Source organism: Streptomyces sp. NPDC006476 (assembly GCF_040612015.1).
GTDB classification, from domain to species: Bacteria; Actinomycetota; Actinomycetes; order Streptomycetales; family Streptomycetaceae; genus Streptomyces; species Streptomyces griseorubiginosus_B.
Genome location: NZ_JBEXPK010000024.1, coordinates 63,622 through 82,811 on the forward strand (window position 1 = coordinate 63,622; position 19,190 = coordinate 82,811).

At 70.3% G+C, this 19,190-nt stretch carries 20 protein-coding genes and 1 pseudogene; 4 read left to right on the forward strand and 17 right to left on the reverse strand.

All coding sequences use genetic code 11. The annotated features are described in order from the left end of the window. Positions 1-3: 3 nt before the first annotated feature. A complete protein-coding gene (gene nucS / locus ABZZ74_RS26425) occupies positions 4-675 on the forward strand; it encodes an endonuclease NucS (RefSeq protein WP_356768938.1) in 672 nt (223 codons plus the stop codon). A 76-nt stretch (positions 676-751) separates the two neighbouring features. Here the strand turns inward: nucS and ABZZ74_RS26430 are convergent, their stop codons facing one another. The 4 genes and pseudogenes from ABZZ74_RS26430 to ABZZ74_RS26445 form a co-directional block, all read right to left on the reverse strand. Then, complete coding sequence (locus ABZZ74_RS26430) at positions 752-3,292, reverse strand: ATP-binding protein (RefSeq protein ID WP_356768940.1); 2,541 nt, start codon at positions 3,290-3,292, stop codon at positions 752-754. 251 nt (positions 3,293-3,543) lie between these two features. Continuing rightward, positions 3,544-3,867 (reverse strand): STAS domain-containing protein, encoded by a 324-nt coding sequence (locus ABZZ74_RS26435; RefSeq protein WP_240868613.1) that lies wholly within the window; start codon positions 3,865-3,867, stop codon positions 3,544-3,546. Positions 3,868-4,053: 186 nt separating this feature from the next. Further along, positions 4,054-4,902, reverse strand: a complete 849-nt coding sequence (locus ABZZ74_RS26440; protein ID WP_356768942.1) for a 3-hydroxyacyl-CoA dehydrogenase family protein — start codon at positions 4,900-4,902, stop codon at positions 4,054-4,056. A 136-nt stretch (positions 4,903-5,038) separates the two neighbouring features. Then, positions 5,039-5,231 (reverse strand): annotated as a pseudogene (locus ABZZ74_RS26445) (TetR/AcrR family transcriptional regulator); the annotation flags it as partial. An 80-nt stretch (positions 5,232-5,311) separates the two neighbouring features. Between ABZZ74_RS26445 and ABZZ74_RS26450 the strand changes: the two are divergent. Together ABZZ74_RS26450 and ABZZ74_RS26455 are read left to right on the forward strand one after the other, a co-directional pair. Then, positions 5,312-6,010 carry an ATP-binding cassette domain-containing protein gene (locus ABZZ74_RS26450; protein WP_356768944.1) on the forward strand — a complete coding sequence of 233 codons (699 nt, stop codon included), beginning with the start codon at positions 5,312-5,314 and terminating at the stop codon, positions 6,008-6,010. Next, positions 5,998-6,570 carry a cob(I)yrinic acid a,c-diamide adenosyltransferase gene (locus ABZZ74_RS26455; RefSeq protein WP_356768946.1) on the forward strand — a complete coding sequence of 191 codons (573 nt, stop codon included), beginning with the start codon at positions 5,998-6,000 and terminating at the stop codon, positions 6,568-6,570. The genes ABZZ74_RS26450 and ABZZ74_RS26455 overlap by 13 nt, the downstream gene beginning before the upstream one ends. A gap of 19 nt (positions 6,571-6,589) precedes the next feature. Here the strand turns inward: ABZZ74_RS26455 and ABZZ74_RS26460 are convergent, their stop codons facing one another. The 4 genes from ABZZ74_RS26460 to ABZZ74_RS26475 are packed head-to-tail and all read right to left on the reverse strand — an operon-like array spanning position 6,590 to position 9,384. Further along, positions 6,590-6,778, reverse strand: a complete 189-nt coding sequence (locus ABZZ74_RS26460; RefSeq protein WP_356768948.1) for a hypothetical protein — start codon at positions 6,776-6,778, stop codon at positions 6,590-6,592. Further along, entirely contained in the window at positions 6,778-7,179 is a 402-nt protein-coding gene (locus ABZZ74_RS26465; RefSeq protein ID WP_356768950.1) for a hypothetical protein, read from the reverse strand. The genes ABZZ74_RS26460 and ABZZ74_RS26465 overlap by 1 nt, the downstream gene beginning before the upstream one ends. A 52-nt stretch (positions 7,180-7,231) precedes the next feature. Beyond that, a complete protein-coding gene (locus ABZZ74_RS26470; RefSeq protein ID WP_356768952.1) occupies positions 7,232-8,695 on the reverse strand; it encodes a HAMP domain-containing sensor histidine kinase in 1,464 nt (487 codons plus the stop codon). Then, positions 8,692-9,384: a response regulator transcription factor gene (locus tag ABZZ74_RS26475; RefSeq protein WP_356768954.1), complete on the reverse strand. Its 693-nt coding sequence runs from the start codon at positions 9,382-9,384 to the stop codon at positions 8,692-8,694. Before ABZZ74_RS26475 ends, ABZZ74_RS26470 begins: the two co-directional genes overlap by 4 nt. Before the next feature lie 180 nt (positions 9,385-9,564). Here ABZZ74_RS26475 and ABZZ74_RS26480 point away from each other — a divergent pair, with 180 nt between their 5' ends. Continuing rightward, a complete protein-coding gene (locus ABZZ74_RS26480) occupies positions 9,565-11,391 on the forward strand; it encodes a glycoside hydrolase family 18 chitinase (protein ID WP_356768956.1) in 1,827 nt (608 codons plus the stop codon). 92 nt (positions 11,392-11,483) lie between these two features. Here ABZZ74_RS26480 and ABZZ74_RS26485 read toward each other — a convergent pair whose 3' ends face one another. From ABZZ74_RS26485 to atpB, 9 genes are all read right to left on the reverse strand, one after another. After that, entirely contained in the window at positions 11,484-11,930 is a 447-nt protein-coding gene (locus tag ABZZ74_RS26485) for a DUF2550 domain-containing protein (protein WP_133044681.1), read from the reverse strand. A gap of 151 nt (positions 11,931-12,081) precedes the next feature. Further along, entirely contained in the window at positions 12,082-12,456 is a 375-nt protein-coding gene (locus tag ABZZ74_RS26490; RefSeq protein WP_356768958.1) for a F0F1 ATP synthase subunit epsilon, read from the reverse strand. A gap of 111 nt (positions 12,457-12,567) precedes the next feature. Then, positions 12,568-14,004 carry a F0F1 ATP synthase subunit beta gene (gene atpD / locus ABZZ74_RS26495; RefSeq protein WP_133044679.1) on the reverse strand — a complete coding sequence of 479 codons (1,437 nt, stop codon included), beginning with the start codon at positions 14,002-14,004 and terminating at the stop codon, positions 12,568-12,570. Further along, positions 14,004-14,921, reverse strand: coding sequence for a F0F1 ATP synthase subunit gamma (locus ABZZ74_RS26500; protein ID WP_356768961.1), 918 nt, complete (start codon positions 14,919-14,921; stop codon positions 14,004-14,006). Before ABZZ74_RS26500 ends, atpD begins: the two co-directional genes overlap by 1 nt. 21 nt (positions 14,922-14,942) lie before the next feature. Beyond that, complete coding sequence (gene atpA / locus ABZZ74_RS26505) at positions 14,943-16,532, reverse strand: F0F1 ATP synthase subunit alpha (RefSeq protein WP_356768963.1); 1,590 nt, start codon at positions 16,530-16,532, stop codon at positions 14,943-14,945. A gap of 130 nt (positions 16,533-16,662) precedes the next feature. Continuing rightward, positions 16,663-17,478, reverse strand: coding sequence for a F0F1 ATP synthase subunit delta (locus ABZZ74_RS26510; protein ID WP_356768965.1), 816 nt, complete (start codon positions 17,476-17,478; stop codon positions 16,663-16,665). Continuing rightward, a complete protein-coding gene (locus ABZZ74_RS26515; protein WP_240868647.1) occupies positions 17,475-18,023 on the reverse strand; it encodes a F0F1 ATP synthase subunit B in 549 nt (182 codons plus the stop codon). The genes ABZZ74_RS26510 and ABZZ74_RS26515 overlap by 4 nt, the downstream gene beginning before the upstream one ends. 39 nt (positions 18,024-18,062) lie before the next feature. Beyond that, complete coding sequence (gene atpE, locus ABZZ74_RS26520) at positions 18,063-18,302, reverse strand: ATP synthase F0 subunit C (protein ID WP_046591560.1); 240 nt, start codon at positions 18,300-18,302, stop codon at positions 18,063-18,065. Between the two features lie 76 nt (positions 18,303-18,378). Further along, positions 18,379-19,149 carry a F0F1 ATP synthase subunit A gene (gene atpB / locus ABZZ74_RS26525; protein ID WP_356769082.1) on the reverse strand — a complete coding sequence of 257 codons (771 nt, stop codon included), beginning with the start codon at positions 19,147-19,149 and terminating at the stop codon, positions 18,379-18,381. Positions 19,150-19,190: the final 41 nt, after the last annotated feature.

A 19,190-nucleotide genomic window follows, 5' to 3' on the forward strand; every position in this document is an offset into this window, starting at 1 on the left:
ACCATGCGTCTCGTCATTGCCCGATGCTCCGTCGACTACGCGGGCCGGCTCACCGCCCATCTCCCCTCGGCGCCCCGCCTGATCCTGGTGAAGGCGGACGGCAGCGTCTCGATCCACGCGGACGACCGTGCGTACAAGCCCCTGAACTGGATGTCTCCGCCCTGCACGCTGAAGGAGGGCAGCGGCGAGGAGGAAGGCGTGTGGACCGTCGTCAACAAGGGGGGCGAGAAGCTGATCATCACGATGGAGGAGATCCTCCATGACTCCTCGCACGAACTGGGCGTGGATCCCGGCCTGATCAAGGACGGCGTGGAAGCACACCTCCAGGAACTGCTCGCCGACCGCATCGAGACCCTGGGCGACGGCTACACCCTCATCCGCCGCGAGTACATGACCGCGATCGGCCCGGTCGACATCCTGTGCCGGGACTCCGAGGGTCGGACCGTCGCCGTCGAGATCAAGCGGCGCGGTGAGATCGACGGCGTGGAGCAGCTCACGCGCTACCTCGAGCTGTTGAACCGCGATCCCCATCTCGCCCCCGTCCGCGGCATCTTCGCGGCTCAGGAGATCAAGCCCCAGGCCCGCGTCCTCGCGACGGACCGCGGCATCGGCTGCGCGGTCCTGGACTACGACGCCCTGCGGGGCATCGAGGACGACAAGCTGCGGTTGTTCTGAGTCCAAGGGTTCTTGTACGGCCGAGGGGGCCGGGTTCGTCCGTACGAACCCGGCCCCCTCGGTGTCTGTCTCAGCGTCAGATCACCGAGCCCGCGGAACCGCTCGGCGTGCCCGTACCGCTGGTCGTGCCGGCCGGGGCGCTCGACGAAGCGGGGGCGCTGGAGGCGGGGCCACTGGCGGAGGTGGACGTGGTCGGGGTGCCAGACGGTGGCTGGGACGTCGACGAGTCGGACGGCGTGGGCGTCGGGGTCGGAGTCGACGAGTGGGACGGCGTGGAGCTGGTCGAGGTCGAGGTCGACGGCCTCGGAGTCGTCGAGTGCGAAGGAGACGTCGACGTGCCGCCCCCCGACCCCCTCGTCCCGCTCGGCTTGTCCGACGGGGTGTTGCCGTAGGACGGCGGCGTCGGGTCGTCCGAGGTGCCGTACGTGCCGTCGGGGCCCGGGTCGCTCGGGCGGCTCGTCGCCGTGCCCGTGTCGCCGGAGCCGTTGCCCTTGCCGTTCTTCGGGGTGTCCGCGCCCAGGGAGCCGTCGTCCACGCCCTGGCTCGCGGACGGGTTGACGCCGACCTTGTCGGAGGGGTTGTTGGCGTCGTTGTTGGAGGTCGCGCCCAGCGTCACCACCGTGCCGAGCACCGCCACCAGCAGCGCGCCGGCGCCCGCCGCGACGAGGTTGCGCCGGGCGAGCCCGCGGATGCCGGCCCGGTGGGCCTTGGGCGGTGTCCCGGGGCCCGGCGCCGCGCGGTTGACGACGATCGTCGAGGTCTCGCCGGTCGGCGGCGGCAGGGCCGCGACCGCCCCGAAGGCGGCCGGCACCCCGCCCGGCGGCGACTGGGACTCCTCGTAGCGCGCGTCCGGCACCTCCTCCCCCGCCGTCGCCAGGAACCCCGGCGCGGTGCCGGTCCGGTCGGCGACCAGAGCGAGGGCGCGGCGGCCGGCGACCGTGCCGCGCTTGTCGGATATCGCGCCGCGCAGCCCGAGCGAGGTCTCCAGCTCGGTGCGGGCCCGCTCGAAGTCACCGCCGCAGATCGCGAGGACGCCCAGCTCATGGTGGAAGTAGGCCTGTTCGGCGACCTCTCCGGCCAGCCGGGCGGCCTCGGTGCCGAACCGCAGGGCGCGGTCCCAGGCGCTCCAGTGCAGCCCGGCCGCGAATGCGGGCGCGGCCGTACGGGCCAGCTGGACGGTGACGGCCTCCTCGCCCTCTCCGGGCGGGGTCGTCGTCGGCACCAGGACCGCGAGGGCGGCGAGCAGGGCGTCGGCCTCGGCGCACACGCGCTCCGGGGTGACCGAGGGGTGCCCGGCCCACCAGGCGTAGTGCTGGGCGGCGGTCAGCGCGCGGGCCTCGATGTCGTCGCCGTACCCGGCGGCCTCCAGCTGCTGCAGCACACCGGCCGCGAGGCGGTAGCGAGAGCCGACCGGCGAGACCAGTCCGCAGGAGGCCAGTTCGCCAAGGGCCGCGTCCGCGTGGGTGTCGCCGACGAGGGCGGGCAGGTGGGCCTGGTGCGGGATCTCGCCGCCGAGCGCCACGGCGAACCGCAGCGTGGCGCGGGCCGAGTCGCTGAGCCGGGAGGCTAGCAGCGGCGCGGGCGCGGCGGCCTCGCCGAGCGAGGGCAGCGGCAGGTCGTCGCTCTCCTCGACGCCGAAGAGGGTCTCGAAGGGCCCGTCGACGGGCAGCGCGTCGGCGAAGACGCCGAACTCGTCGACGGCGCTCGCACCGGCCCGCTGCTGGTCGCGCTGGCGCAGCAGGGCGCCGGCCTGGACGAAGCGCAGCGGCAGGCCCTCGGACTCGAACCAGAGGTCGCCGGCCCAGTTGGCCTCCTCCTCGGTGAGCGCCCGGCCGACGGTGCGCTCGATGATGTCCACGCCGCCCGCGCGCTCGAGGCCGCCGAGGAAGACCTCCTCGACGACCGCGTCGGCGGACGGGGCGGGCACGTCGGGTGTGGCGCCGATCACGAAGGCGCACTCGGGCGTCGCGTCGAGCAGCTCGTCGAGGGAGGCGCCGCCGAACTCGATGTCGTCCAGGACGACGACCGCGCCGATGTCACGGACGAATCCGAGCAGTTCGTCCCGTCCCGGGCGGTGCAGGGGCGCGTTGTAGACGCTGTAGAAGAGGTCGTGGAGCAGTTCGTCGGCGGTGCGGTGGAAGCCGTTGAGGCGGACGACGCCGTCGGGGGCGAGGTCCGAGCAGTCCTCGGCGACCAGGTCGAGCAGGGCGGTGCGGCCGGAGCCGGCCGGGCCGGTGAGGCGTACCGAGCGGCCGCGAGCGAGCAGGCGGACCAGGCGCTCGCGGTCGTCCTGGCGCTCCAGCAGCGGCAGCACGGGCAGGGCCGGTCCGGGCGGGACGGGTGCCTTGGCGGCGCGGGCCACCTCGGCGCGCTCGGCCGGGGTGAGCTTCTCGGGCCGGCCCGGGCGTTCCCCGGGCGGGCAGATCTCTATCTCGCTGCCGTCGACGGGGTTGACGGTGAGCAGATAGTCGCCGGTGACCAGCTGCACCGTACGCGCGAGCGCCGGCGCAGTCTGTCCGAAGTCGGATGTGAGGGAGTCCCTGGGCGGGCGCGGGCGCGGCGAACCGCCGTCGCCGTCATGGCCGTACTCCTCGGGTCCCCGGTTGTTCGGGTCCATAGGTCAAGCCCCCCAAAAGCGCTCGTGTGCCGATACAGCCCCTCCCGGCCTTGCCGCACACCTCGCTGTCGCTTCTGGTCCGGTGCCCGCACGAGGGTTCTCGGGGTGGCGGGCGACCGAACCCTAAACCTTCGCACAGTATCTCCGACAGCCCGGGGTACCGCGCCGTCCGAGACGTCACAGTCCGGTGAGGATTGCACGTGTCGTACGTTTCGGAACCGAAGCGTCCGGGTGCCCCCGCAGGTCCGCCGTCACACCCGGGGCAGTGACTCCACCCCGATGCCCCCCTCGATCGCCAGGATCCGGTGCAGCCGGGTGGCCACCAGCAGGCGCTGCATCTGCAGGGGTACCTCGCGCAGCACCAGGCGCCGGCCGCAGCGGCCGGCCCGCCGGTGGACGCCCATGATCACCCCGAGTCCGGTGGCGTCCCAGGAGTCCAGTTCGGACAGGTCGAGCACCAGGTCGCCGACTCCGTCGTCGACGGCCGAGTGCAGGACCGTACGGGCGTCCGCCGCGCTGCGGACGTCGAGGCGGCCCCCGACGACCAGCTCGGCGTGGTCGCCCCTGATGTACATATGCGCTCCCCGTGAGTGCGGTGGCGTACTCCATGACGGTGGCTGTGCATCGTCTGACTGCTTCAGCGGCGAAGTGGTTGCCGTCTGTAAGCGAACCGATACCGAATTCACCCTCAGGAGTGAGGCTCCCGGGGCTTGTGCGGTTTCAGTGGCTGTGCGGTTTCCGTGGCTCGACGTACCGGTGTGTCAGTACGTGTAGAAGCCCTGCCCGCTCTTGCGTCCGATGTCACCGGCGTCAACCATCCGGCGCATCAGCTCCGGCGGCGCGAACTTCTCGTCCTGCGACTCGGTGTAGATGTTGCTGGTGGCGTGCAGCAGGATGTCGACCCCGGTCAGGTCCGCCGTGGCCAGCGGGCCCATCGCGTGGCCGAAGCCCAGCTTGCAGGCGAGGTCGATGTCCTCGGCGCTCGCCACGCCGGATTCGTACAGCTTGGTGGCCTCGACGACCAGCGCCGAGATGAGACGGGTGGTCACGAAGCCGGCCACGTCGCGGTTGACGACGATGCAGGTCTTGCCGACGGACTCGGCGAACTCCCGCGCGGTGGCGAGGGTTTCGTCGCTCGTCTTGTAGCCGCGGACCAGCTCGACGAGCTGCATCATCGGCACCGGCGAGAAGAAGTGCACGCCGACGACCCGCTCGGGGCGTTCGGTGGCCGCCGCGATCTTGGTGATCGGGATGGCGGAGGTGTTGGAGGCGAGCACGGCGTCCTCGCGCACGAGCTTGTCCAGCGTGCGGAAGATCTCGTGCTTGACCTCCAGCTTCTCGAAGACGGCCTCGACGACGACGTCGGCGTCCGCGGCGGCGTCCAGGTCGGTGGTCGTGGTGATCCGGGCGAGGGCGGCGTCGGCGTCGTGCGCCTCGAGCTTGCCCTTGCCGACGAACTTGTCGTACGACGCCTGGATGCCGCCGACGGCACGGTCCAGTGCCCCGTCGGTGACGTCGCGCAGGACGACGTCCCAGCCCGCCTGCGCGGAGACCTGGGCAATACCGGAACCCATCAGGCCGGCACCGATGACGGCAAGCTTCCGTGCCACTGTGCGACTCCCCTTTGAAACGCCTTGAACCCTGTTCAGGTTGCCTCTCCGGCGGACCCTAGCGCCGATGACCGGCTGTGTGACGGGTTAGTAATGCGCGTCACGTCTCATCTGACGGACATCACACCGGCAGGGGTCATTCGGCGCCACGGACGGCGTAGTTGAGCACCTTCTCACTCAACAGCTCCTCGATGTCGTCAAGGAGGGCCAGCACCTCTCGTGACACTTCGCGTGGATTGCGCCCCTTGACCATCTCACGGCCGATGACGCCCATGACGGTGCTTGTGCGCCCAGCCGAGCTGACCGGCGATCAGACGCGGCATCGGGTCGTCGTGCAGCGCGAGTGAAAAGGGTGCGGGGGTTGTCACGCCCCCACGCCCCAAGACCCCCGGTTGGGGCACGCGCTGCGGTGCCCCAACCCCATCGCCCTCATCACCGCTCAGCCGCCCGTATCGACCTCGCCGTCCGCGAGGGCGAGATCCTCGGCTTCCTCGGCCCGAACGGCGCCGGCAAGAGCACCACCCTCCGGATGCTCACGACCCTGCTCGCACCGACCGGCGGCACGGCCTCGGTGGCCGGCTGCGACCTGGTGACCGATCCGGTCGGGGTGCGGCGGGCGGGCGGTTACGTGGCCCAGTCGAGCGGGGTCGACCCAAACATCGGCGTGCGGGAGGAGCCCGTCACCCAGGGCCGCCTCTACCGCCTGACGAAGGACCAGGCGGGCGCGCGGGCCGAGGAGTTGGCCCGCGAGCTGGACTTCGCGGACCTGCTCGGCCGCAAGGCAGGCGCCCTCTCCGGCGGGCAGCGCCGACGCCTCGACCCCGGCAGCCGGGCCGACCTGTGGGACCTGATCCGTCGGCTGCGCGGCGCGCTCACCGCGCTGATCTACGGGCGCTACCTCCGCCAGTCGCTCCGCTCCCGCTTCGCACATGCCGTTCCGCCATCTGGTGGACGCGGTGCGGGACGCGTGCGTCGGCTCGTACACGACGGATCACATGCTGTACGGCGCGCTGGTGGCCGTCGGTCTCTCCGTGCTCGCCGTGACGGTGGGCACACGTGTGTTCCGGACGGCCGGAGCGTAATTACGCTGGCCGCATGGTCAATCTGACGCGCATCTACACGAAGACCGGCGACAAGGGCACCACCAACCTCGGTGACATGAGCCGGGTCGCCAAGACCGATCTGCGCATCGCCGCGTACGCCGACGCCAACGAGGCGAACGCGGTGATCGGCACGGCGATCGCGCTGGGCGGTCTGGAGGAGGAGGTCGTCAAGGTCCTCACCCGCGTCCAGAACGACCTGTTCGACGTGGGCGCGGACCTGTCGACGCCCGTGGTGGAGAACCCCGAGTACCCGCCACTGCGGGTGGAGCAGTTCTACATCGACAAGCTCGAGGCGGACTGCGACCGCTTCAACGAGCGGCTGGAGAAGCTGCGCTCCTTCATCCTCCCGGGCGGCACCCCCGGCGCGGCCCTGCTCCACCATGCCTGCACGGTCGTCCGCCGGGCCGAGCGCTCCACCTGGGCGGCCCTGGAGGCCCACGCCGATGCGATGAACCCGCTCACCGCGACCTACCTCAACCGCCTCTCCGACCTCCTCTTCATCCTGGCGCGCACGGCGAACAAGGCGACGGGAGATGTGCTGTGGGTGCCCGGCGGGGAGCGCTGAGCCGAGGCGCTCCCCTTTCTCAGTGGTCCTGTGCCGCGTCCTTGTCGGCCCGGGCCAGCGCGGACTCGGCGGCGGACAGCTTCTGCCGCATCTCCGCGTAGCCGGAAGGAGTGGCGGCGGCCTTCCGGGGCGTGCCGGCGTCGTGGGCGCAGCCCGCGGTCAGCGCGATCAGAAGCGCGACAGCGGCGGCCGCGGCCTTCGGCCGCATCAGCTCGCGCCGCCGTTGTGGTCCTTGCACCAGCTCTCCACCTCGGCCAGGTCCTTCTGGCGCTGCTCCAGTGTCGTCACCAGGGACTTGCGGAAGGTCAGCCGGTCCTGGAGGTAGGTGGCGATCTCGGAGTGCCCGGCGCTCTTCGCGTTGTCCACCCGCTGCTGCAACCGGGCGATCGAGCCGCGCCGGCCGGCGCCCGCGTTCAGCCGCTTCAGGGCCCGGTCGATCCGGTGGTCGATCTTCGGGGCCCGCTTGCACAGGGCCCGCGCGCCGTCACCGGTGGGCGTGGCGGAAGGCGCGGGGGTGCTGTCGGCGACGGCAGCTCCGGTGGTCCCCGCCAGGATCGCCGCCACGGCCGCCCCGGCCAGGAGCGTGCGCCGGCGTCGTCGTACGTACATCTCAGCCTCCGTTCCGCGGACGGCCCCTTCGTCCGTCCGCCCGCCGGGGAGGCTAGGGAGCGTCTTTGGGGAAACTCTGTGACCGGTTTGTCCCGGCTGTGTCGATCAGCCAGTCGCGGTGCGCGGGCAGCGGGCCACCGGTGGACGGCAGCCGCACCTCGAAGCGGGCGCCCACGCCCGAGGGGCCGTCCTCGACCGTGACGCTCCCGCCGTGCAGGGCCGCCTGTTGGGCGACGAGAGTCAGGCCGAGCCCGGAGCCGGAGCTGGCGGGCCCGCGCCGGAAGCGCTCGAAGATCCGGGCGCGGGCCTCGGGAGGCACCCCGGGGCCGGCGTCGTCGACGGTGACGACGACCTGGTCGCCCGCGCACCGCACCCAGACCGTGACCGTCGCCCGGCCCGCCGCGTCCCGTCCGTGGGCCAGGGCGTTGGCCAGCAGGTTGTCCAGCAGCAGGCGCAGGCCCGGTTCCCAGCCGTGCACCGTCGGCCCGGGTTCCGCGGCCAGCGTGATCCGGGCGTCCGGGGCGCGCCGTCGGGCCTCGGCCACCGCGGCGTCGGCCGTCTCGGAGACGTCCACGGCCTTGAAGGCCTCCGCCTCCACCAGGTCGCCGCGGCCCAGCTCGCGCAGCATGACCAGCAGGTTCAGCAGCCGGGCGTGCTCGGTGCGCAGGTCGGCGAGGACCTCGGTGCGGTCGGGTTCGGGCAGGTCGGGATGGGCGGCGAGGATGTCGAGGTTGGTGCCCATGCTCATCAGCGGGGTGCGCAGTTCGTGCGCGGCGGCCGAGGAGAAGGAGCGGGCGGTGTCCAGCGCCTCGGCGGTGCGGGCGGCCTGTTCGTCGTAGCGGGCGAGGACCGTGCGCAGGGTGGCCGCGAGTTCGTCGACCTCGGTGACCCCGCTCGGCTCGTCGGAGAGCCGGGCGGTACTGGTGCGCGGGTCGAGTCCGGCGGTACGGCGGCCCAGGCGCCGCAGCGGGCCGGTCGCGCCGGTGGCGACCGCCCAGGCGAGCAGGCCGGAGAGGGGGACGGCGAGCAGGGTCGTGACGGCCACCCGGCGCCGTACCAGGCGGAGTTGCGCCTGGTCGGCGGCGTTGGGCGAGAAGACCCAGAGGGTGCCCGAGCCGCGCGGGGTGGTGATCGTCCGGGCCAGCGCACGCCAGCTCGCGCCGCCGTCCCGCACGGTGACGGGACCCTTCGTGCCCTCAGGCAACGGCACCGAGGCGTCCGGCTGCGGGCCGCCGCTGAAGGTGGCGTCCGGGCCGGTGACGCGTACGCCGACGTCGAGGGCGGCGCTGAACAGCCGCCGTTCGCGGGTGTCGGCCGCCTTGGGGCGGTTGTTTGCGGTGGCCCGCAGCAGGGCGCGGGCGTCGGGGGCGACGGCGGTGGCACGCGCACGCAGATGGTCGTCCTCGGCGCTGTGCAGATCATGGTTGACCAGCCGGAGCAGCAGCCAGCCGGAGGCCAGGACGAGCAGCGGCACGGTGACGCCGACCGCGAGCCCGATACGGGTGGAGAGCCTCACGGTTCATCCCTCAGCACGAAGCCGACTCCGCGCACGGTGTGCACCAGCCGGGGCCGGCCGTCGGCCTCCAGCTTGCGCCGGAGATAGCTGACGAAGGTGTCGACGGCGTCGGTGCGCACGTCGAAGTCGTAGCCCCACACCCGTTCCAGCAGCTGGTCGCGGGTGAGGACGAGTCCGGCGTTGCGGGCGAGCACCTCCAGCAGCTCGAACTCGCGGCGGGTCAGCTCCAGTGGCCGCCCGTCCCGTTCGGCGGTGCGGGCGCCCGGATCGATCACCAGACCGGCGACCCGGAGCACCTCCCCCGCGGGCGGGCGGCGGCGCAGCAGGGCGCGCAGCCGCAGCACCAGTTCCTGCAGCGCGAACGGCTTGACCAGGTAGTCGTCGCCGCCCGCCTGGAGCCCGGCGATACGGTCAGCGGTCTCGTCGAGCGCGGAGAGCATCAGCACGGGCAGGTCCAGTCCGTCCGCGCGGAGGCGTTCGCAGACCTCGATGCCGCTCATGCCGGGCATCGACACATCGAGTACGAGGACGTCGGGCGGTGCCTCCCGGACCGTGGCCAGCGCCTCCCGGCCGCCGTCCGCCGTGCGGACCCGGAATCCGCTCAGCCTGAGCCCGCGTTCCAGGGAGCGCCGGATGGCCGCGTCGTCGTCCACGACCAGCACGGCCCCGGAACGTTCCGCCTCGCTCATACACCCCTCCTCGCCCACCGCCCGGTCAGCGTACGGGCCTAAGCGGGGCGCGCGGCAGCGATGGTTCAGAGGTACCGAGTGGTCCAGACCTATTGACCCGTGGTCCAGACCTTTCTATTCTCGCGGCACCGTGGGTGTGAAGGCTCAGTCACGCCCCAACTCCCCCTAAGGAGGCGCGACATGCGCTTCAGACACAGAGCCGCGGCCGGGTTCGCGACCCTGTTGCTCCCGCTGGCCGGGCTCGTCGGTCTCGCGAGCCCCGCCCAGGCCGCGAGCACCGCGACGGCCACCTACGCCAAGACCCAGGACTGGGGCACCGGCTTCGAGGGCAAGTGGACGGTCACCAACACCGGTTCCACGTCCATCAGTTCCTGGACGATCGCCTGGGACTTCCCCTCCGGCACCTCCGTCACCTCGGCCTGGGACGCCGACGTCACCAGCTCCGGCACCCACTGGACCGCCAAGAACAAGTCCTACAACGGCACCCTCGCCCCCGGCGCCTCCGTCTCCTTCGGCTTCAACGGCACCGGCTCCGGCTCACCGAGCAACTGCACGCTGAACGGCGGCAGTTGTGACGGCGGTACGACCGTTCCCGGCGACAACCCGCCCTCCGCGCCCGGCACCCCGACGGCGTCCTCGATCACCGACACCTCGGTGAAGCTGAGCTGGAGCGCGGCCACCGACGACAAGGGCGTCAAGAACTACGACGTCCTGCGCGACGGCAAGGTCGTCTCCACCGTCACCGCCACCAGCTACACCGACGCCGGCCTGACCGCCGGCAGCGACTACTCCTACACCGTCCAGGCCCGCGACACCGCGAACCAGACCGGCCCGGCCAGCGGCGCGGTCGCGGTCCACACCACCGGCGGTACGACCACTCCCCCGACCACCGGCGACAAGGTCAGGCTCGGCTACTTCACCGAGTGGGGCATCTACGGCCGCAACTACAACGTCAAGAACCTGGTGACATCGGGCTCGGCCGCGAAGATCACGCACATCAACTACGCCTTCGGCAACGTGACCAACGGCCAGTGCGCGATCGGCGACTCGTACGCCGACTACGACAAGGCGTTCACCGCCGACCAGTCCGTCAGCGGGGTCGCCGACACCTGGGACCAGCCGCTGCGCGGCAACTTCAACCAACTGCGCGAGCTGAAGGCCAAGTACCCGAACATCAAGGTGCTGTGGTCCTTCGGCGGCTGGACCTGGTCCGGCGGCTTCGCCCAGGCCGCGGCCAACCCCGCCGCGTTCGCCGCCTCCTGCTACAACCTCGTCAACGACCCGCGCTGGGCGGACGTGTTCGACGGCATCGACATCGACTGGGAGTACCCGAACGCCTGCGGCCTGTCCTGCGACACCAGCGGGGCCGCGGCCTTCAAGAACGTGCTGTCCGCACTGCGCGCCAAGTTCGGCACGAGCAAGCTGGTCACCGCGGCCGTCACCGCCGACGGCTCGGCCGGCGGCAAGATCGAGGCCGCCGACTACGCGGGCGCCGCGAACTACGTCAACTGGTACAACGTGATGACGTACGACTTCTTCGGCGCGTGGGACGCCCAGGGCCCGACGGCCCCGCACTCCCCGCTCACCTCGTACTCCGGCATCCCGAAGGCCGGGTTCACCACGGCCGACGCGATCGCCAAGTACAAGGCCATCGGGGTCCCCGCCTCGAAGCTGCTCATCGGCATCGGCTTCTACGGCCGCGGCTGGACGGGCGTGACCCAGGACGCGCCCGGCGGCACGGCCACGGGGGCCGCGGCGGGGACGTACGAGCAGGGCATCGAGGACTACAAGGTCCTCAAGACGTCCTGCCCGGTCACCGGCACCGTCGCCGGCACGGCGTACGCCCACTGCGGCAGCAACTGGTGGTCCTACGACACCCCGTCGACGATCGCCGGGAAGATGAGCTGGGCCAAGTCCCAGGGTCTGGGCGGCGCGTTCTTCTGGGAGTTCAGCGGCGACACCAGTAACGGAGAGCTGGTGAGCGCCATCAACAGCGGACTGAGCTGACCCTCGGCCCGCCCCGCCCCACCCCGCCGCGGACGGTCCACGAGCCCGTCCGCGGCGGCTCGTTGTGCCCGGCAGTGATCCTTCGCCGGATCTCAGGCGACATTTACCCGTTGCCCGGGGGGTGCCGCCTCCAGCCAGGCCAGGAAACCGGTCAACGCGTCCTCGCTCATGGCGAGTTCGAGGCGGGTGCCCCGGTGCAGACAGGTGAGCACGACGGCGTCGGAGAGAAGGGCCAGTTCCTCCTCGCCCTCGGGGAGGCGGCGGCCGGCGACCTCGATCGCGGCGCGCTCCAGGAGGCGGCGGGGACGGTAGGCGTAGGAGAAGACGCGGTACCACTCGATGCGGTCGCCGTTGTAGCGGGCGACACCGTAGCTCCAGCCTTTTCCGCTGGCGTCGGGTTTCTCGGGGACGTCCCAGCGCAGCGAACAGTCGAAGGTGCCCCCGGAGCGCTGGATCAGTCTGCGGCGCAGCCCGAAGACGAACAGCCCCAGCACCACCAGGGCCACGACAACTCCGCACACAGTCAGAGCGAGGACCATCGACACCGACCTCCTCGTCTCCTAGTACCGAACACGGCTTGCTTTAGGTCACGGAACGGAAAAATCATCCATATCTGCCTCAGCCGCGACCGGCTCCGGATTGCTCCGGTTCCGATCGCGGCTGAGTGACGTCATACGGCTCCGAGCGGGGTCAGCTCGTCGCCGCCGCACGCAGTCGTACGTCCGCGCGGTGCTCGGCGGCGGCGTCGCCCTCCGCCTTCGCGCGCTCCAGCTCCCGCTCCACGCGCTGGACGTCGATCTCGTCCGACAGCTCGGCGATCTCGGCCAGCAGCGACAGCTTGTTGTCCGCGAACGAGATGAAACCGCCGTGCACCGCGGCGACGACCGTTCCACCTTCACTCGTACGGATGGTCACCGGGCCCGACTCCAGCACACCGAGCAGCGGCTGGTGACCGGGCATGACGCCGATGTCGCCGGACGTGGTGCGCGCGACGACCAGGGTGGCCTCGCCGGACCAGACCTCTCGGTCGGCCGCGACCAGCGCGACGTGCAGCTCAGCAGCCAAGGTGGCTCCTCGGGTCACCACCCGGCGGTTCGGCCGGGTGTTGGTTACAAGTCTAGTGGGCGTGAAAGAGGGGGCGGGACGCACCCGCCCCCTCAGGTGAACTCAGGGAGTTCAGGAGACACCCAGCTCCTTGGCGTTGGCCTTGAGGTCCTCGATGCCACCGCACATGAAGAACGCCTGCTCCGGGAAGTGGTCGTACTCGCCGTCGCAGATCGCGTTGAAGGCCGCGATCGACTCGTCCAGCGGGACGTCCGACCCGTCGACGCCGGTGAACTGCTTGGCGACGTGGGTGTTCTGGGACAGGAAGCGCTCCACGCGACGGGCCCGGTGGACGACGAGCTTGTCCTCCTCGCCGAGCTCGTCGATACCGAGGATCGCGATGATGTCCTGGAGGTCCTTGTACTTCTGCAGGATCGTCTTGACGCGCATGGCGGCGTCGTAGTGGTCCTGCGCGATGTAGCGCGGGTCCAGGATGCGGGACGTGGAGTCCAGCGGGTCCACGGCCGGGTAGATGCCCTTCTCGGAGATCGGACGGGACAGAACCGTCGTCGCGTCGAGGTGGGCGAAGGTGGTGGCCGGGGCCGGGTCGGTCAGGTCGTCCGCGGGGACGTAGATCGCCTGCATCGAGGTGATCGAGTGACCGCGGGTCGAGGTGATGCGCTCCTGGAGGAGACCCATCTCGTCGGCCAGGTTCGGCTGGTAACCCACCGCGGAGGGCATACGGCCGAGCAGGGTGGAGACCTCGGAGCCGGCCTGCGTGAAGCGGAAGATGTTGTCGATGAAGAACAGCACGTCCTGCTTCTGGACGTCACGGAAGTACTCGGCCATGGTCAGGCCGGCCAGCGCGACGCGCAGACGGGTGCCCGGGGGCTCGTCCATCTGACCGAAGACCAGCGCGGTCTTGTCGATGACGCCCGAGTCCGACATCTCCTCGATGAGGTCGTTGCCCTCACGGGTGCGCTCACCGACACCGGCGAACACGGAGACACCGTCGTGGTTGTTGGCGACGCGGTAGATCATCTCCTGGATGAGCACCGTCTTGCCGACGCCGGCACCGCCGAACAGACCGATCTTGCCGCCCTTGACGTACGGGGTCAGCAGGTCGATGACCTTGACGCCGGTCTCGAACATCTCGGTCTTCGACTCGAGCTCGTCGAAGTTCGGGGCCTTGCGGTGGATGGACCAGCGCTCGCCCTCGTAGGTCTCGTCGACGTTCAGCACCTCACCGAGGGTGTTGAACACCTTGCCCTTGGTGAAGTCGCCGACGGGGACGGTGATGCCCGTGCCCGTGTCGGTCACCGCGGCCTGGCGGACCAGACCGTCGGTCGGCTGCATGGAGATGGTGCGGACCAGGCCGTCACCCAGGTGCTGGGCGACCTCCAGGGTCAGGATCTTCTTCTCGCCGGCGTTGGCCGGGTCGGCCACCTCGACGTGCAGGGCGTTGTAGATCTCCGGCATCGCGTCGACGGGGAACTCCACGTCGACGACCGGGCCGATGACCCGGGCGACGCGGCCCGTAGCCGTCGCGGTCTCAACAGTGGTGGTCATTAGCGGTCACTCCCCGCGGTCGCGTCGGCCAGGGCGCTCGCGCCACCGACGATCTCGCTGATTTCCTGGGTGATTTCGGCCTGGCGGGCCGCGTTGGCAAGCCGGGAGAGCGTCTCGATGAGCTCGCCCGCGTTGTCGGTCGCCGACTTCATCGCGCGCCGCGTGGCGGCGTGCTTGGAAGCGGCCGACTGGAGCAGCGCGTTGTAGATACGGCTCTCCACGTAGCGCGGCAGCAGGGCGTCGAGGACGTCCTCCGCCGAGGGCTCGAAGTCGTACAGCGGGAGGATCTCGCCCTGCGGGGCGGCCTCCTTCGCCACCTCTTCGAGGCTGAGCGGCAGCAGACGGTCGTCGAGGGCCGTCTGCGTCATCATCGAGACGAACTCGGTGAAGACGATGTGGAGTTCGTCCACGCCGCCCTCGGCCGTCTCCTTCTCGATGGCCTCGATCAGCGGGGCCGCGACCTTCTTGGCGTCCGCGTACGTCGGCTCGTCGGTGAAGCCCGTCCACGACTCCGCGATCTTGCGCTCACGGAAGTTGTAGTGGGCGACACCACGGCGGCCGACGATGTAGATCTCGACCTCCTGGCCCTCGCGCTCCAGCCGCTCGGTGAGCTGCTCCGCCGTCTTGATGGCGTTGGAGTTGAAGGCACCGGCGAGACCGCGGTCGCTCGTCAGGAGCAGCACCGCGGACCGCGTGACCGTCTCGGCCTGCGTGGTCAGCGGGTGCTTGGTGTTCGAGCCGGTACCGACCGCCGTGACCGCGCGCGTCAGTTCCCGCGCGTACGGCGTGGAGGCCGCCACCTTGCGCTGCGCCTTGACGACGCGCGAGGCGGCGATCATCTCCATCGCCTTGGTGATCTTCTTGGTCGCGGTGACGGATCGGATGCGACGCTTGTAGACCCGGAGCTGGGCTCCCATGAGTCAGGTCCCTTCCTTACGTCACTTGGCGGCGGCCGGGGCGTCCTCGCCGAGAAGCTTGCCGTCCGAGGTCTCGAACTGCTTCTTGAACTCGGCGATCGCGTCGGCGACAGCGGTGAGGGTGTCGTCCGACATCTTGCCGCCCTCCTTGATGGAGGTCATGAGGCCCTGCTCCTTGCGGTGCAGGTACTCCAGCAGCTCCTTCTCGAAGCGGCGGATGTCGTTGACCGGGACGTCGTCCATCTTGCCGGTGGTGCCGGCCCACACCGAAACGACCTGGTCCTCGGTCGACATCGGCTGGTACTGGGCCTGCTTCAGCAGCTCGACCATGCGCTGACCGCGCTCCAGCTGCGCCTTCGACGCGGCGTCCAGGTCGGAACCGAAGGCGGCGAAGGCCTCCAGCTCACGGAACTGGGCGAGGTCGACGCGCAGACGGCCGGAGACCTGCTTCATCGCCTTGTGCTGCGCGGAACCACCGACTCGGGAGACGGAGATACCGACGTTCAGCGCGGGGCGCTGACCGGCGTTGAACAGGTCCGACTCCAGGAAGCACTGGCCGTCGGTGATGGAGATGACGTTGGTCGGGATGAACGCCGAGACGTCGTTGGCCTTGGTCTCGACGATCGGCAGACCCGTCATCGAGCCCTTGCCCATGTCGTCGGAGAGCTTCGCGCAGCGCTCCAGCAGACGGGAGTGCAGGTAGAAGACGTCACCCGGGTAGGCCTCGCGGCCCGGCGGGCGGCGCAGCAGCAGGGACACGGCGCGGTAGGCGTCGGCCTGCTTCGAGAGGTCGTCGAAGATGATGAGGACGTGCTTGCCCTCGTACATCCACTGCTGGCCGATGGCCGAACCGGTGTACGGCGCCAGGTACTTGAAGCCGGCCGGGTCGGACGCCGGGGCGGCGACGATGGTCGTGTACTCCAGCGCGCCGTTCTCCTCCAGCGCGCGGCGGACCGACGCGATGGTGGAGCCCTTCTGGCCGATGGCGACGTAGATGCAGCGGACCTGCTTGTTCGGGTCGCCGGTGCGCCAGTTGTCGCGCTGGTTGATGATCGTGTCGACGGCCAGGGCGGTCTTGCCGGTCTGGCGGTCGCCGATGATCAGCTGACGCTGACCACGGCCGATCGGGGTCATCGCGTCGACGGCCTTGTAGCCGGTCTCCATCGGCTCGTGCACCGACTTGCGCTGCATGACCGTGGGGGCCTGCAGCTCCAGCGCGCGGCGGCCGGACGTCTCGATCTCGCCGAGGCCGTCGATCGGGTTGCCGAGCGGGTCGACGACGCGGCCGAGGTAGCCCTCACCGACCGCGACGGAGAGCACCTCACCGGTGCGCTGCACCGGCTGACCCTCCTCGATGCCGCTGAACTCGCCGAGGATGACGCAGCCGATCTCGCGCTCCTCCAGGTTCAGCGCGAGGCCGAGGGTGCCGTCCTCGAACTTCAGCAGTTCGTTGGCCATGGCCGAGGGCAGGCCCTCGACCTTCGCGATGCCGTCGCCGGCAAGGGTGACCGTACCGACCTCCTCGCGCGAGGCCGCGTCCGGCTTGTACGACTGGACGAAGTTCTCCAGCGCGTCCCGGATCTCCTCCGGCCGGATCGTGAGCTCCGCCATCTGGGTTCCCTGCTCTCCTTGTTGGGCCCGAAGTTTCAACTTGGGGGTCTGGGGGCGACCCCCAGGAATCCTCTGCACGGCCCAACCGGGCCGTAGGTACGTACTGCTGTACTGCTTATGAAGTTGCTGCTCAGCCCGCCAGGCGGCGGCCGGCGTCCTCGATGCGGTCCGCGATCGAGCCGTTGATGACCTCGTCGCCGACCTGCACCCGGATGCCGCCGACGACCTCGGGGTCCACGTCGATGTTGAGGTGCATCGTGTGGCCGTAGAGCTTCGCGAGAGCGGCGCCCAGGCGCTGCTTCTGTATGTCGCTCAGCGGCACCGCCGAGGTGACCACGGCGACCAGGCGCTCCCGGCGCTCGGCGGCGAGCTTGGACAGGGACTCCAGTCCCGACTCCAGGCTACGTCCCCGCGGCGCGGTCACAAGGCGCGTCACCAGACGCTCGGTCACCTGCGCGGCCCGGCCGCCGAGCAGCCGGTGCAGCAGCTCGACCTTGGCGGCGGTGGTCGCGGCGCGGTCGGTCAGCGCGGCGCGCAGCTCGGTGTTGGAGGAGACGATCCGCCCGAAGCGGAACAGCTCGTCCTCGACGTCGTCGAGCGAACCCGACTTCTGCGCGGCGGTGAGGTCGGCGGTGTCGGCCAGCTCCTCGAGGGCGTCCACCAGGTCGCGGGACTGCGACCAGCGGGAACGCACCATGCCGGACACGAGGTCGACGGCCGGGCCGCCGACCTGCCCGCCGAGCAGACGCTCGGCCAGCTGGGCCTTGGCCTCGGCGGCCTGCGCCGGGTCGGTCAGGACCCGACGCAAACCGACCTCGCGGTCGAGCAGCGCGGTGACGGCGGCCAGCTCGTCGGCGAGCGTGCCCGCGTCGGCGGACGTGGAGTCCGTCAGCGCGTCGAGACGCTCGCGTGCGGCTGCCAGGGCCTCGCGGCTCGCTCCGTTCATCGGGTGGCCTCGGCCTTCTCCTCGAGCTCGTCGAGGAAGCGGTCGATGACACGGCTCTGGCGGGCGTGGTCCTCGAGGGACTCGCCGACGAGCTTGCCGGCCAGTTCGGTCGCGAGGTGACCGACGTCCTGCCGCAGCGCGGACGCGGCGGCCTTGCGGTCGGCCTCGATCTGCGCGTGACCGGCGGCGACGATCTCCTCGCGCTGCCGCTGGCCCTCGGCGCGCATCTCGGCGATGAGGGCGGCACCCTGCTCCTGCGCCTCCTGGCGCAGACGCGCGGCCTCGTGCCGGGCCTCGGCGAGCTGGGCCTTGTACTGCTCGAGGACGCTCTGGGCCTCGACCTGAGCCGCCTCGGCCTTCTCGATGCCACCCTCGATCGCCTCGCGGCGCTCCTCCAGAACCTTGTTGATGTTCGGGAGCAGCTTCTTCCAGAAGAAGAAGAACACGATGGCGAAGGCGATGGCGCCGACAAGCAGTTCGGGGCCCGGCGGGACGAGGGGGTTCTGCTTCTCCTCGGCCGCCAGCTGAACCAGGTTGGCGATCACATCAGTGCCTTTCGTCGATACGTGTCGGTGTAAGAGGTCTTACTGACCGAACACGAACGGCATAACGATGCCGATGAGGGCGAGCGCCTCACAGAAGGCGAAGCCCAGGATCTGGTTGGCGCGGATCAGACCGGCCGCCTCGGGCTGACGGGCCAGCGCCTGGGTGCCGTTACCGAAGATGATGCCGATACCGATGCCGGGGCCGATGGCCGCGAGGCCGTAACCGATGGAGCCGAGGGAACCGGAGACGCCGGCGGCGAGGTCGATGGCAGCGGACATGCCGTTTCTTCCTTCTCTTTTACGGACCGGTGGGGGTTGGCCACCGGACGACTGGTGGGGGTGGTGCGGACGGTGCTCAGTGGTGCTCGGCGAGAGCGCCCTGAACGTAGGAGCAGGCCAGCAGCACGAACACGTACGCCTGGACGGCCTGGACGAAGAGTTCGAACATCACCATCACGATGGTCATCACGAAGGAGACCGCGGCGCCGGGGATCATCCAGCTGTTGAGCAGGTACCAGCTGGCGACGGTGAACATCACCAGCAGCAGGTGACCGGCGAACATGTTGGCGAAGAGTCGGACCGCGTGCGTGAACGGGCGGACGATGACGTTCGAGAAGAACTCGATGACGACCACGAGCGGCAGCACCGCGCCGAGCGAGGCGTCGTAACCGGTGATGTTCTTGAAGCCGCCGGCGAAGCCGTGCTTCTTGAAGGTCAGCGGCAGCCAGGTCAGGTACACGACCCCGGCGAGCACGGCCGGGTAGGCGATGATCGACGAGACCGGGAACTGGGCCAGCGGGATCACCGACCAGATGTTCGCGATCCAGATGAAGAAGAACAGCGAGACCATCAGCGGGACGTACTTCTCGCCGTCGCGCTTGCCGAGGGTCTCGTAGACGATGCCGCGGCGGACGAAGTCGTATCCGGCCTCGCCGACCATCTGGAGCTTGCCCGGGATCACCTTGGCCTTGCCGAAGGCCGCCGAGAAGAAGATCACGACGACCGCGGTGGTGATCAGGGCGAGCAGCATCACCTTGTTGAACTCGAACCCGCCCACCGTGAACAGGGGCTTGAACAGGAACGAGTGCAGGCCCGGAGCCGGGAAGCCACACCCGTTGTCGGACATGATCCGACAACTCCAGTCAAAGGCGAGCTGGGTCTGGTCAG

Excerpts from the sequence above, each read along its gene's own strand:
- nucS (WP_356768938.1), top strand. The coding sequence starts at position 4 with ATGCGTCTCGTCATTGCCCGATGCTCCGTCGACTACGCGGGCCGGCTC.
- ABZZ74_RS26430 (WP_356768940.1), bottom strand. The coding sequence starts at position 3,292 with ATGGACCCGAACAACCGGGGACCCGAGGAGTACGGCCATGACGGCGAC.
- ABZZ74_RS26435 (WP_240868613.1), bottom strand. The coding sequence starts at position 3,867 with ATGTACATCAGGGGCGACCACGCCGAGCTGGTCGTCGGGGGCCGCCTC.
- ABZZ74_RS26455 (WP_356768946.1), top strand. The coding sequence starts at position 5,998 with ATGGTCAATCTGACGCGCATCTACACGAAGACCGGCGACAAGGGCACC.
- ABZZ74_RS26460 (WP_356768948.1), bottom strand. The coding sequence starts at position 6,778 with ATGCGGCCGAAGGCCGCGGCCGCCGCTGTCGCGCTTCTGATCGCGCTG.
- ABZZ74_RS26465 (WP_356768950.1), bottom strand. The coding sequence starts at position 7,179 with ATGTACGTACGACGACGCCGGCGCACGCTCCTGGCCGGGGCGGCCGTG.
- ABZZ74_RS26475 (WP_356768954.1), bottom strand. The coding sequence starts at position 9,384 with ATGAGCGAGGCGGAACGTTCCGGGGCCGTGCTGGTCGTGGACGACGAC.
- ABZZ74_RS26480 (WP_356768956.1), top strand. The coding sequence starts at position 9,565 with ATGCGCTTCAGACACAGAGCCGCGGCCGGGTTCGCGACCCTGTTGCTC.
- ABZZ74_RS26485 (WP_133044681.1), bottom strand. The coding sequence starts at position 11,930 with ATGGTCCTCGCTCTGACTGTGTGCGGAGTTGTCGTGGCCCTGGTGGTG.
- atpD (WP_133044679.1), bottom strand. The coding sequence starts at position 14,004 with ATGACCACCACTGTTGAGACCGCGACGGCTACGGGCCGCGTCGCCCGG.
- ABZZ74_RS26500 (WP_356768961.1), bottom strand. The coding sequence starts at position 14,921 with ATGGGAGCCCAGCTCCGGGTCTACAAGCGTCGCATCCGATCCGTCACC.
- atpA (WP_356768963.1), bottom strand. The coding sequence starts at position 16,532 with ATGGCGGAGCTCACGATCCGGCCGGAGGAGATCCGGGACGCGCTGGAG.
- ABZZ74_RS26510 (WP_356768965.1), bottom strand. The coding sequence starts at position 17,478 with ATGAACGGAGCGAGCCGCGAGGCCCTGGCAGCCGCACGCGAGCGTCTC.
- atpE (WP_046591560.1), bottom strand. The coding sequence starts at position 18,302 with ATGTCCGCTGCCATCGACCTCGCCGCCGGCGTCTCCGGTTCCCTCGGC.
- atpB (WP_356769082.1), bottom strand. The coding sequence starts at position 19,149 with ATGTCCGACAACGGGTGTGGCTTCCCGGCTCCGGGCCTGCACTCGTTC.